Genomic DNA, 11,904 nt, shown 5'->3' on the forward strand with positions numbered 1-11,904 from the left:
CACAGCGCGACGGCCCACCCGGGAGGACCCCTCCCGGGTGGGCCGTCGCTGTCGGGTCCTGCGGGTCCGTCGTGGGCCCGGGAGCCGCGGAACCGGACCGGACGGGGGTGGGCCGGCCCGGCCCCGCGTCGTCCGGCGTCAGGAGTCGCGTCGAACAGCCTCGACGCGACGGCGCCGGAGCACCATGCCCGCCCAGCCGACGCCGAGCGCGGCGGCGCCGGCGAGCAGCAGCGGGCCGGTGGCCGAGGTGCCGGCCACGGCGGCGGAGGTGGTCGGGATCGGCCGGCCGGCCGGGGCGTTCGGGTCCCCGCCGTGCCCGTGGTGGGCGACCGTGGACTTGGGGGCGTCGGCCGCGATCTGGGCGTCGCTGGGCGCGGCCGGGGCGGCGAGCGAGGAGACCGCCGGGGCGCCGGCCGTGGTGGCGCCGCCGAAGTCGACGTCGGAGCAGCTGTAGAACGCCTCCGGGCTGTCGCTGCGCTGCCAGATCATGTAGAGCAGCTGGCGGCCGGTGCGCTGCGGCAGGGTGCCCGGGTAGGTGTAGTACCCGTTGGTGGCGGTGCGGTCGACTGGCACCTGGGCGACCGGGGTCGGGTCGAGGTCCGACCACTTGAGCGGCTTGGTGGGGTCGTAGCCGGGCTTGGTGATGTAGACGGTCTGGGTGCCGACGTGCGGCGCGGTGGTGCGGAACTGGAAGGTGAAGCTGCCCGCGCTGACCGGGGTGGCCGGCCAGTCGGTGCGCGGCCAGTCCAGGGCCGCGTACTTGTCGCGGTTGGCCGAGCAGAGCCTGCCGTCCGGGATCAGCGCCTGGTGGTTGCCGTTGGCGTTGGCGATGTTGACCTCGTTCCAGTCGTACAGCGGCTGGGTGCCGCTCGCGGCGACGAGGTCCTTGCAGACCTGGGACACCGGGTGCTCGGGGCCCTCGGCGTAGCAGGCGGCGATCCGGCTGACCGGGCCGGTCATGGTGCCGTGGGCGGCGGCGGTGCCCGCGGTGGTCGCGGCCACCGCGAGGACGGCAGCGCCGACCACGCCGACGGACAGGGCAGTTCGCTTGATGGACATGGGGTGGGGACTCCTTGGCCGTCGTTCCGGGCGGGTGTGGGGGAGCGGACACGCCTGCCCGTTCGGGGGCCGCCGGCCCGGATCGCGGGCCCCCGGCCAGAGCGTAGGATTGGTCTGGACCATAAGGCAATAGCCTGGAGCAGTACCGTTGTTGACGGACCGTAGGAGCCCGAGCAGCGCAAAGGCCCGACGGGACACCCCGGTCAGGTGTTCCATCGGGCCCGCTCAAGGCGCCGGAAAGGTCAGAACCGCTGGTTCGTGGTGCCGGCCTGGATGACGATGTCGCTGTTCACCGTCGAGTCGCGGATCACGTTGTGCACGGAGCCGATCCGCGTGGCCTCCTGGGGGGCGAACTCCGCGAGGAGGTCCCGCAGTTCGGCGACCGCGGCCGGGTTCTCCCGGAACAGCCGGCGCAGCCGGGCGCGCAGCACGGCCGTCTGGTCCGCCAGCGCTTCCCGGTCGTCGCCGGCCTCCAGCACCTCGGCCCGGATCTCCTCCAGCTCGGCGCCGGTCGCCTCGTCCTCCTCGCCGCGCCCGAACATCCGGGAGACCCGCGAGCTGACCTGCTGCCAGGCCGCGGTGGCCATCAGCCCGGCCAGTGACGAGGCGCCCGACGTCACCATCTGCTGCACGATCTCCGCTTCCATGGCGCCCCCTCGTGGTTCGTCGTGTCGGTACCACGGTAGGGCACCGGGTGGCGGTCCGTCAGAGGTACGTCTTGCCCTCACCCCGGTAGGTGGGCGCGGTCCGCACGATCCGGTCCCCCTCGATCAGGTGCAGTTCGGCGAAGCGCTCGCACAGCTCGCCCGCCTTGGCGTGCCGGAACCAGACCCGGTCGCCGATCAGCAGGTCGTCGGCGGCCGGGCCGAGCAGCGGGGTCTGCACCTCGCCCGCGCCCTCCATCGGGTCGTACCGCAGCCCCGGCGGCAGGTAGGGCACCGGGGAGCGGTCCGGCCCGGCCGCGCCGGAGGCCGGGTAGCCGCCGCCGAGCACCGTGACCACCCCGACGCCGGGGCGGCGCACCACCGGCTGGCCGAACAGCGCGGCCGGACGGCCCCGGAACACCCGGTAGTTGTCGAACAGCTGCGGCTGGTACAGCCCGGACCCGGCGGCGACCTCGGTGACGGCCCGCTCGGCCACGGTGGACTCCACGCTGCCGGTGCCGCCGCCGTTGACGAACTCCAGCTCGGCCACCTGCCGCAGCCGCCGCACCACCGCCGCGCGCCGCTCGGCCAGTTCGGTCCGCGCCCTGGCCTGCATCAGCCGGATCAGCTGCGAGCGCAGCGGCCGCCCGGGCACCCGGTCGCCGACCCCGGCGACGTGCCCCTCGTACGCCATCAGGCCGACCACCCGGAAGCCCGGGCGGCGCTGGACGAGTTCGGCGAAGCCGACCAACTCCTCCGGGGTGCGCAGCGGCGAGCGCCGGGCGCCCACCCGGACCCGCCCGCCGAGCAGATGCAGCGCGGTGTCCAGCTCCAGGCAGACCCGCACCTCGGCGTCACCGGTGCGGGCCTTGTCGATCAGGTCCAGCTGGGCGGGGTCGTCCAGCACGACGGTGACCCGGCCGGCCAGCTCCTGGTCCCCGGTCAGCTCGGCGTAGCCGGCGCGGTCGGTGGACGGGTAGGCGAGCAGGACGTCGCGCACGCCCGTACGGGCCAGCCAGAGCGACTCGTCCAGGGTGAAGCTCATCACCCCGAGGAAGCCGTCCATGGCCAGCGCCCGCTCCAGCAGCGCCCGGCAGCGCAGCGACTTGCTGGCCACCCGGATCGGCTTGCCGCCCGCCCGGCGCACCAGGTCGGCGGCGTTGTCGTCGAAGGCGGTGAGGTCCACGACGGCCACCGGCCCGTCCAGGTGGGCGGTGGCCCGGTCGTACCGGTGCCGGTCCGTGACAGGGGTGCGCGCGACGAGGATGGCCATGCGCGCAGGCTGCCACAGCGCGCTACCGGTGGGTAGGGGTCGGGTGCGGGAAAATACGGGCGGTGCGGCCCGGTGGCATAGGGTCGGCCGGGTGGACCGCAAAGACTTCTCCAACCCGGCGTTCGTCGGCAAGAGCATCCCGAATCCCGGCTTCTCCGACGACGACGGCACGGCGGACCAGGCGCTCACCGAGGCCCTCGCCCGCTGGTCGCAGGACCGCGCGGTGGAGCCCGAGGTGCTGGCGGCGCTGACCCCGACCCGGCTGATGGTCCCGATCGTGGCCCTCCTCGGCGAGGTCGAGGTGGACGAGCACGGGCACAAGCACGACAAGAGCAGCGACATGGCCGTCCCGGTCCTGGAGGCCCCGGACGGGCGCCGCGCCCTGCCGGCCTTCACCTCGCTGGAGACGCTCACCCGCTGGCGCGCCGACGCCCGCCCGGCGCCGACGGCGGCGCCGCAGGCCGCGATGGTCGCCTTCTCCGAGCGCGCCGACACGCTGCTGATCGACCCGGCCGGGCCGGTGCCGTTCCTGCTCAGCGGTGCCCGGCTGCGGGCCCTGGCGGAGAACCGCCCCTACCTGCCGCCGGTCCGGGACCCGGAGGTGCGGGAGGCGGTCCGGGCACTGCTGGCGGCCGAGCCGCAGGTGGTCAGCGGGCTGCTGGCGCCGTCGGAGGACTCGGACGGGGTGCTCGCGGTGGTGTTCGACCCGGCGTTGGACCAGCCGGGGCTTCAGGAGGCCGCGCAGCGGGTCGGCCAGGCGGTGGCCGGGGACCCGGTGCTGCGGGTGCGGCTGGACCGGGGGCTGGACCTCGCGGTGCTGCCGGCCGGCGCCCAGCTGCCGGGGGAGCCGCTGTACCGGCGGTAGACACGACGAAGGGCCTCCAGGTACGAAATTTCGTATGTGGAGGCCCCGGCCGGACCGTCTCAGCTGTAGACCGGCCCGGTGAACTTCTCGCCCGGCCCGGTGCCCGGCGCGTCCGGCACCAGCGAGGCCTCGCGGAAGGCCAGCTGCAGCGAGCGCAGCCCGTCCCGCAGCGGGGCCGCGTGGAAGTTGCTGATCTCCGGTGCGCCGGCGGTGACCAGTCCGGCGAGCGCGGTGATCAGCTTGCGGGCCTCGTCCAGGTCCTTGTCCTTCTCGCCGCCCTCGGCCAGGCCGCACTTGACCGCAGCGGCGCTCATCAGGTGCACCGCCACGGTGGTGATCACCTCGACGGCCGGGACCTCGGCGATGTCCCGGGTGAGGTCGTCGAAGCCGATCGCGTCGTCGTCCGCGCCGGGGGTCTGGGTGGGCTCGCTGCTCAAGGGGGGCTCGTTCCGTCGTGCGGTGTGGGTACAGGTGGAGCGTACAAGGGGCCCGGAAGCCGCCGGGAGGGCAGTACGCCGGGGCGGAATGGCGTTCGACAGCGCGACGCTGTAAGCTTCGAGACTGACCGGCCGGGATCCCTCATGGGCACCTGGCCAGCAAGTGGAGGCTCCACTGCGAGGAGGCCCGAGAGGGCAACCGCGAAAGTCTCCCACCTGGTCGGCCTCGCGGTCGACGGGTCCGGTCCGCGACGGGCGCCACGGCGCCGAGTCGCCCGCAGCGTCCCTCACCGGACGCAGCCCCCGGTTGTGTGGAGCCCCGCTTGTACCGAGCGGGGCTTTTTTCGTGTGGCGGTGCCGAGAGGTATCGGGCAGCGCAGCACGAATGAAGCCCCGCCCAGTGGTCGAGTCCACTACGTGCGACCGCCGTCCGACGGCCGCATCGCAGAAGGTGCAACCGAGGAGGCCCCATCAGCACCGAGCCCCGCATCAACGACCGGATTCGCGTCCCGGAGGTGCGACTTGTCGGTCCCAGCGGCGAGCAGGTCGGCATCGTGCCGCTTGCCAAGGCGCTGGAGCTCGCACAGGAGTACGACCTCGACCTGGTCGAGGTCGCGGCGACCGCCCGGCCGCCGGTGTGCAAGCTCATGGACTACGGCAAGTTCAAGTACGAGTCGGCCATGAAGGCTCGTGAGGCGCGCAAGAACCAGGCGCACACGGTCATCAAGGAGATGAAGCTCCGGCCGAAGATCGACCCGCACGACTATGACACCAAGAAGGGTCACGTCGTCCGGTTCCTCAAGCAGGGCGACAAGGTCAAGATCACGATCATGTTCCGCGGTCGTGAGCAGTCCCGCCCCGAGCTGGGCTTCCGTCTGCTGCAGCGGCTCGCCGACGACGTCCAGGACCTGGGCTTCATCGAGTCCTCGCCGAAGCAGGACGGCCGGAACATGATCATGGTTCTCGGCCCGCACAAGAAGAAGACCGAGGCGATGGCCGAGGCCCGCGCCATCGCGGACGCCCGCAAGGCCGAGCGACAGGGCCGGACCCCCGGTTCCGACGCCGCCTCCGAGGACGACGACGCGCTGGCCGACGACCTGGTGGACGACGAGGCCGAGACCGAGGCGCACGACGCCCCGGCCCAGGCCGACGCCGCCGAGGCCGACGCCGCCGAGGTCGAGGCCGCCGAGGCCGACGCCCCGGTCGAGCAGCCGGCCGCTTCCCAGGGCGCCTGAGCCGCAAGGCTCACGGCGGTCCGGGGTCGGCCCCCAGGGTGACAGGGCGTCCCGCCCGGTCACCACAGATCCATCCAGTTCACGCCCGCGCGGCGCAGGTCGCGCGGGCGTGGACGGGACTGACGAGGAGATACGGCGAAATGCCGAAGCAGAAGACGCACAGTGGCGCCAGCAAGCGCTTCAAGATCAGTGGCTCTGGCAAGGTGCTGCGCGAGCGCGCCGGCCGCCGCCACCTCCTGGAGCACAAGCCCTCGACGCTGACCCGCAAGCTGGCCGGGACGGTCGAGCTGGCCCCCGCTGACGCCAAGAAGATCAAGAAGCTTCTCGGCAAGTGATCGCCCTCCCGCCCGGCGCGAGCCGTGTGCGGGGCAGCTGATCCTTCCCGACCCATTCGAATGACGGACCACGTGAAGTAGTCCGTGGTCCAACCCAAGGAGTAATCAAGTGGCACGCGTCAAGCGGGCAGTGAACGCCCACAAGAAGCGCCGGGTCATCCTGGAGCGCGCCAGCGGCTACCGTGGCCAGCGCTCGCGCCTGTACCGCAAGGCCAAGGAGCAGGTCACCCACTCGCTGGTCTACAACTTCAACGACCGCAAGAAGCGCAAGGGCGACTTCCGTCAGCTGTGGATCCAGCGCATCAACGCTGCGGCCCGTGCCAACGGCATCACCTACAACCGCTTCGTGCAGGGCCTGAAGGCCGCCAGCGTCGAGATCGACCGCAAGATGCTGGCCGACCTGGCCGTCAACGACCCGGGTGCGTTCGCCTCCCTGGTCGAGGTCGCCCAGAAGGCGCTGCCGGCCGACGTGAACGCCCCGAAGGCCGCCGCCGACGCCGCCTGATCTTCCGAGATCGGTTGAGCTCTGACCGGACCCGCAGGCTCGCCTGCGGGTCCGGTTCTGCATTGCCCAGCGCCGCCCGCCACAGAGAACGAGACCATGCCGAGCACCGAGACCCCCCTGCTCACCTCCCTGCGCTCGCCGCGCGTCGTCGCCGCCCGTCGGCTCGCCAAGCGGAACCAGCGCACCAAGGAGCGCCGCTTCCTGGCCGAGGGCCCGCAGGCCGTCCGGGAGGCCATCGCGTTCGGCCAGCTGCCGGGGACGGCCGAGCACGCCGTGGTCGAGGTGTACGTGGGTCTGGAGGCCGCCGAGCGGCACGCGGACATCGTCGAGGCCGCCCTGGCCGAGGGGCTGCCGGTGCTGACCGCCACCGACGAGGTGATCGCCGACATCTGCGACACGGTGACCCCGCAGGGGATCGTGGCGCTCTGCCGCTTCATCGACACCCCGTTCGCCGAGGTGCTCGCGGCCCGGCCCAAGCTGGTGGCGATCCTCGCCCACGTGCGCGACCCCGGCAACGCCGGCACCGTGCTGCGCACCGCCGACGCGGCCGGCGCGGACGCCGTGGTGCTCACCGACGCCTCGGTGGACCTGTACAACCCGAAGGCCGTCCGGGCCTCCGTCGGCAGCCTGTTCCACCTGCCGGTGGCGGTCGGCGTGCCGGTCGAGGAGGCGGTCGGGCAGCTGCGCGCGGCCGGCATCCGGGTGCTCGCCGCGGATGGCGCGGGGGAGCGCGACCTGGACCGCGAGCTCGACGAGGGCACCCTCGGCGCGCCCGGCGCGTGGCTGTTCGGCAACGAGGCCTGGGGGCTCCCGGAGGAGACCCGCGCGCTCACCGACGAGGTCGTGCGCGTACCGATCCACGGCCACGCGGAGAGCCTCAACCTGGCCACCGCCGCGGCCGTCTGCCTGTACGCCTCCGCCCGGGCACAGCGTTCGCCCGGCGGCTGCCGCTCCAACGGCTGACACGCGCCCGGGCGCGCCGGGATCACCACGTTGCAAGCCCTACTGCCGGGGCCTGCGAGGCGCTAGGGTCTGCCTCGGTGGGGGGAACGGCACGGTGGGTAATCGGGGAGGCAACCCATGGTCGGCAGCGGGCCAGAGCTCGACCCGGACGACCTGCCGGACGGCCTGGTGGTCGCCGACGCGCTGGGCCGGGTGGTCTGCTTCAACCGGGCCGCGGCCCGGCTCACCGGCGTGCTCCCGGCGGCCGCGATCGGCCTCGCGCTGGAGGACGTCCTGCCGCTGGAGGACCTGGACGGCCGCCGCTGGTGGCAGCTGACCGACCCGTACGGCGGCCTGGCGATCCGCACCCGGCAGCCCGAGCGCAACCTGCTGCTGCCCGGCGGCCGCGAGGTGCTGGTCTCCGCCCGGTACGTCCGGGCGGCGCCGCTGGGGCCGCTGGAGCGCCTGGTGATCGCCCTGCGCGGCACCGAGGCCCGGCGCCGCACCGAGCGCAGCCACGCCGAGCTGATCGCCACCGTCGCGCACGAGCTGCGCTCCCCGCTGACCAGCGTCAAGGGCTTCACGGCGACGCTGCTGGCCAAGTGGGAGCGGTTCACCGACGGGCAGAAGCGGCTGATGCTGGAGACGGTGGACGCCGACGCCGACCGGGTCACCCGGCTGATCGCCGAGCTGCTGGACATCTCCCGGATCGACGCCGGGCGGCTGGAGCTGCGCAAGCAGGTGGTCGACCTGGCGGCCGCGGTGCGCCGGCACGTCGAGCGCAAGGTCGCCACCGGCATCCCCGAAGAGCGCTTCGACATCCGGATCACCGAGCCGCTCACCGTGCTCTGGGCGGACCCGGACAAGGTCGACCAGGTGCTGGCCAACCTGCTGGAAAACGCGGTGCGGCACGGCGAGGGAACTGTCACCATCGAGGTGGCACCGGCCAAGGAGGTCGTCGAGGCGCCCGTCTGGGAGCGCTCCGGCACCCCTCCCCGCATCGTGGAAGGCACAGCGGTCACCGTGAGCGACGAAGGCAGCGGCATCCCCGAGGAGTCGATGCCGCGCGTCTTCACCCGCTTCTGGCGGGGCTCCAAGCGCGGTGGCACCGGCCTCGGGCTCTACATCGTCAAGGGCATCGTGGAGGCCCATGGCGGTTCCATCCGGGTCGACCGCGCGCCCGGCGGCGGGGCCCGGTTCCGATTTATCCTGCCCGCCGGGGTGCCCGACTTCATGCTCTGAAAGAGGATGAACGACAAGCGCGGCATGCTCTGAAAGAGGATGAACGACAAGCGCGGCATGCTCTGAAAGAGGATGAACGACAAGCACGGCATGCTCCGAAAGAGCATGAACGACTGATACAGGCATGCTGTGGTCGGGATCCGGACGGGCTTGACGGCAGCCGCGCTACGCGCTGCGACTACACTCGACCTTTGGCGTTGCGCAACGCCCTGTGCGGCTGTGCCGCGGACACCCCTCCCCGTCAGCACGGAGACCGGCTGCCCGCGCCCCGGCCCCGCCGGGCGTGACGCGAAGGCGAGCCCACACCTGAGTACGGACGAGCAGGAGCACGGGAAAGATAGAGATGTCGGCACCCAACAAGTCGTACGACCCGGTCGAGGTCGAGGCCCTGAAGCCCGAGGTGGTGGAGCAGGCGCGGGACGAGGCGATCGCCGCCTTCGCCGCCGCCGGTTCCCTGGACGAGCTGAAGCAGGCCAAGGTCGCCCACATCGGCGACCGCTCCGCGCTCTCCCTCGCCAACCGCGAGATCGGCGCCCTTCCGCCGCACGCCAAGGCCGCCGCAGGCAAGCTGATCGGCCAGGCCCGCGGCGCCGTCAACCAGGCGCTCGCCAAGCGGCAGGCCGAGCTGGAGGCGGAGCGGGACGCCCGCGTGCTGGTCGAGGAGGCGGTGGACGTCACCCTGCCGTACGACCGCGCCCCGCGCGGCGCCCGGCACCCGCTGACCACGCTGGCCGAGCGCATCGAGGACACCTTCGTCGCGATGGGCTACCAGGTGGCGGAGGGCCCCGAGGTCGAGGCCGAGTGGCTGAACTTCGACGCCCTCAACCTGGGCCCGGACCACCCGGCCCGCTCGATGCAGGACACGTTCTTCGTCCAGGCCCCGGACGGCTCCGCCGACTCCGGCGTGGTGCTGCGCACCCAGACCTCCCCGGTCCAGGCCCGCACCCTGCTCGACCGCGAGCCCCCGGTGTACGTGGTCTGCCCCGGCCGGGTCTACCGGACGGACGAGCTGGACGCCACCCACACCCCGGTGTTCCGCCAGGTCGAGGGACTCGCCGTCGACGAGGGCATCACCTTCGCCGACCTCAAGGGCACCATCGAGGTGCTGGTCGAGAAGCTGATCGGCGGTGGCCTGGAGCTGCGCTGGCGCCCCTCGTACTTCCCGTTCACCGAGCCGAGCGCCGAGATCGACCTGCAGTGCTTCGTGTGCCACGGCGAGAGCGTCGGCAACCCGGACCGCCCGTGCCGCACCTGCTCCTCCGAGGGCTGGATCGAGCTCGGCGGCTGCGGCGTGGTCAACCCCCGGGTGCTGGTCGCCTGCGGCGTGGACCCGAACCGCTACAGCGGGTTCGCCTTCGGCCTGGGCCTGGAGCGGATCCTGATGAATCGTCACAACGTCGCCGACATGCGCGACATGGTCGAGGGTGACGTGCGCTTCACCCTCCCGTTCGGGATGGAGATCTGATGCGCGTCCCGCTTTCCTGGCTGCGCGAGTACGTCGACCTTCCGGCCGGTGAGACCGGCCGCGACGTGGCCGAGCGCCTGGTCCGGGCCGGCCTGGAGGTCGAGACCGTCGAGCAGCTCGGCGCCGACTTCAAGGGCCCCCTGGTGGTCGGCGAGGTGCTGTCCATCGAGGAGCTGTCCGGCTTCAAGAAGCCGATCCGGCACTGCTTCGTCAACGTCGGCGACGCCAACGGCACCGGCGAGCCGCAGGAGATCGTCTGCGGCGCGACCAACTTCGCCGTCGGCGACAAGGTCGTGGTCGTGCTCCCGGGCGCCGTGCTGCCCGGCCCGTTCCCGATCGCGGCCCGCAAGACCTACGGCCACACCTCGGCCGGCATGATCTGCTCCGCCCGCGAGCTGGGCATGGGCGACGACCACAACGGCATCATCGTGCTCCCGCCCGAGTACGAGCCCGGCACGGACGCCATCGAGCTGCTCCAGCTGGTCGACGACGTGCTGGACATCGCCGTCACCCCGGACCGCGGCTACTGCCTGTCGATGCGCGGCGTGGCCCGGGAGGCCGCCGCCGCGTACGGGCTGCCGCTGGCCGACCCGGCGCTGCTCGACGTGCCGCCGGCCAACTCCTTCGGCTACCTGGTCAAGGTCAGCGACCCGGCCGGCTGCGACCGCTTCGTGGCCCGTACGGTCGTCGGCGTCGACCCGACCGCCAAGTCGCCGATCTGGCTGCAGCGCCGCCTGCAGAAGGCGGGTATCCGCCCGATCTCGCTGACCGTCGACATCACCAACTACGTGATGCTGGAGGTCGGCCAGCCGCTGCACGCCTACGACAGGCAGCGCGTGGCCGGCCCGATCACGGTCCGCCGGGCGGCCGAGGGCGAGACCCTCACCACCCTGGACGGCGTCGAGCGCAAGCTCGCCGCCGACGACCTGCTGATCTGCGACACCAGCGGCCCGATCGGCCTGGCCGGGGTCATGGGCGGCGCCTCCACCGAGATCCTCGACCCGGCCGCCGGTCCGGGCACCACCGAGGTGATCATCGAGGCCGCGCACTTCGACCCGGTCTCCATCGCCCGCACCGCCAAGCGGCACAAGCTGCCCTCCGAGGCGTCCAAGCGCTTCGAGCGCGGCGTCGACCCGGAGGCCGCCCGCGCCGCCGCGCAGCGCGCCGTCGACCTGCTGGTGCTGATCGCCGGCGGCACCGCCGAGGCCGGGGTCACCGACATCGCGGCCCCGCACCCGGTGCGCACCATCACCATCGCCGCCGACCTGCCGGACCGGGTGGCCGGCACGGCGTACGGCCGCGAGACCGTCACCCGGCGCCTGCAGGAGATCGGCTGCTCGGTCGCGGGCGCCGACGTCCTGGAGGTCACCCCGCCGACCTGGCGGCCCGACCTCACCGACCCGTACGACCTCGCCGAGGAGGTCATCCGGCTGGAGGGCTACGACAACGTCCCCGCCCGGATGCCGAACGTCCCGCCGGGCAAGGGCCTGACCGAGGCCCAGCGGGTCCACCGCCGGATCGGCGTGGCGCTGGCCGGGGCCGGCTACGTCGAGGTCAACAACTACCCGTTCCTCGGCGAGGCCGCCTTCGAGGCGCTCGGCCTGGAGCCGGAGGACCGCCGGCGCCGTACCGTCACGCTGGTGAACCCGCTCAACGACGAGGAACCGTCGCTGCGCACCACCATGCTGCCGGGCCTGCTCGGCGCACTGCGCCGCAACATCGGCCGGGGCAACACCGACCTGGCGATCTTCGAGACCGGCACGGTGTTCCTGCCGAAGGACGAGCTGACCGTGGCCCCGCGCCCGGCCGTCGACCGCCGGCCGAGCGACGCGGAGCTGGCCGCGCTGGACGCCGCGCTGCCGGACCAGCCGCGCCGGGTCGCCGTCGCCCTCGCGGGCGAGC

At 73.0% G+C, this 11,904-nt stretch carries 12 protein-coding genes; 8 read left to right on the forward strand and 4 right to left on the reverse strand.

The features are described 5' to 3' along the window. Positions 1 to 138: 138 nt before the first annotated feature. The 3 genes from BG452_RS42000 to BG452_RS42010 form a co-directional block, all read right to left on the reverse strand. A complete protein-coding gene (locus BG452_RS42000; RefSeq protein ID WP_188309644.1) occupies positions 139 to 1,059 on the reverse strand; it encodes a lytic polysaccharide monooxygenase in 921 nt (306 codons plus the stop codon). A 242-nt stretch (positions 1,060 to 1,301) separates the two neighbouring features. Then, entirely contained in the window at positions 1,302 to 1,706 is a 405-nt protein-coding gene (locus tag BG452_RS42005; RefSeq protein WP_188309645.1) for a hypothetical protein, read from the reverse strand. Between the two features lie 58 nt (positions 1,707 to 1,764). Continuing rightward, the gene (locus tag BG452_RS42010) at positions 1,765 to 2,976 is read right to left on the reverse strand and encodes an alanine racemase (protein WP_188309646.1); all 1,212 of its coding nucleotides are present in this window, start codon (positions 2,974 to 2,976) and stop codon (positions 1,765 to 1,767) included. 91 nt (positions 2,977 to 3,067) lie between these two features. On the opposite strand from BG452_RS42010, the gene BG452_RS42015 reads away from it, so the two are divergent. Beyond that, positions 3,068 to 3,841: an SseB family protein gene (locus BG452_RS42015; RefSeq protein ID WP_317621497.1), complete on the forward strand. Its 774-nt coding sequence runs from the start codon at positions 3,068 to 3,070 to the stop codon at positions 3,839 to 3,841. Between the two features lie 59 nt (positions 3,842 to 3,900). On the opposite strand, the gene BG452_RS42020 is transcribed toward BG452_RS42015, so the two are convergent. Then, positions 3,901 to 4,278, reverse strand: a complete 378-nt coding sequence (locus BG452_RS42020; RefSeq protein WP_188309647.1) for a DUF1844 domain-containing protein — start codon at positions 4,276 to 4,278, stop codon at positions 3,901 to 3,903. 470 nt (positions 4,279 to 4,748) lie between these two features. On the opposite strand from BG452_RS42020, the gene infC reads away from it, so the two are divergent. The 7 genes from infC to pheT form a co-directional block, all read left to right on the forward strand. Beyond that, complete coding sequence (gene infC, locus BG452_RS42025; protein ID WP_317621498.1) at positions 4,749 to 5,513, forward strand: translation initiation factor IF-3; 765 nt, start codon at positions 4,749 to 4,751, stop codon at positions 5,511 to 5,513. A gap of 140 nt (positions 5,514 to 5,653) precedes the next feature. Next, positions 5,654 to 5,848, forward strand: coding sequence for a 50S ribosomal protein L35 (rpmI, locus tag BG452_RS42030; protein WP_030055648.1), 195 nt, complete (start codon positions 5,654 to 5,656; stop codon positions 5,846 to 5,848). 109 nt (positions 5,849 to 5,957) lie between these two features. Further along, positions 5,958 to 6,353, forward strand: coding sequence for a 50S ribosomal protein L20 (rplT, locus tag BG452_RS42035; protein ID WP_030055649.1), 396 nt, complete (start codon positions 5,958 to 5,960; stop codon positions 6,351 to 6,353). Positions 6,354 to 6,449: 96 nt separating this feature from the next. Then, positions 6,450 to 7,316, forward strand: a complete 867-nt coding sequence (locus tag BG452_RS42040) for a TrmH family RNA methyltransferase (protein WP_188309648.1) — start codon at positions 6,450 to 6,452, stop codon at positions 7,314 to 7,316. A 117-nt stretch (positions 7,317 to 7,433) separates the two neighbouring features. Continuing rightward, complete coding sequence (locus tag BG452_RS42045; protein ID WP_188309649.1) at positions 7,434 to 8,537, forward strand: ATP-binding protein; 1,104 nt, start codon at positions 7,434 to 7,436, stop codon at positions 8,535 to 8,537. 343 nt (positions 8,538 to 8,880) lie between these two features. After that, positions 8,881 to 10,002, forward strand: coding sequence for a phenylalanine--tRNA ligase subunit alpha (gene pheS / locus BG452_RS42050; RefSeq protein WP_188309650.1), 1,122 nt, complete (start codon positions 8,881 to 8,883; stop codon positions 10,000 to 10,002). After that, positions 10,002 to 11,904: phenylalanine--tRNA ligase subunit beta (pheT, locus tag BG452_RS42055; RefSeq protein ID WP_188309651.1), on the forward strand; the 1,903-nt coding region annotated here is incomplete at its 3' end. The genes pheS and pheT, both read left to right, overlap by 1 nt.

Origin of the sequence: Streptomyces sp. CBMA123, assembly GCF_014596465.1 — a bacterium.
Taxonomy (GTDB): Bacteria; Actinomycetota; Actinomycetes; order Streptomycetales; family Streptomycetaceae; genus Kitasatospora.

What these genes read in the sequence shown, in the direction of transcription:
- BG452_RS42000 (WP_188309644.1), bottom strand. Translation starts at nt 1,059, where the DNA reads ATGTCCATCAAGCGAACTGCCCTGTCCGTCGGCGTGGTCGGCGCTGCC.
- BG452_RS42005 (WP_188309645.1), bottom strand. Translation starts at nt 1,706, where the DNA reads ATGGAAGCGGAGATCGTGCAGCAGATGGTGACGTCGGGCGCCTCGTCA.
- BG452_RS42010 (WP_188309646.1), bottom strand. Translation starts at nt 2,976, where the DNA reads ATGGCCATCCTCGTCGCGCGCACCCCTGTCACGGACCGGCACCGGTAC.
- rpmI (WP_030055648.1), top strand. Translation starts at nt 5,654, where the DNA reads ATGCCGAAGCAGAAGACGCACAGTGGCGCCAGCAAGCGCTTCAAGATC.
- BG452_RS42040 (WP_188309648.1), top strand. Translation starts at nt 6,450, where the DNA reads ATGCCGAGCACCGAGACCCCCCTGCTCACCTCCCTGCGCTCGCCGCGC.
- BG452_RS42045 (WP_188309649.1), top strand. Translation starts at nt 7,434, where the DNA reads ATGGTCGGCAGCGGGCCAGAGCTCGACCCGGACGACCTGCCGGACGGC.
- pheS (WP_188309650.1), top strand. Translation starts at nt 8,881, where the DNA reads ATGTCGGCACCCAACAAGTCGTACGACCCGGTCGAGGTCGAGGCCCTG.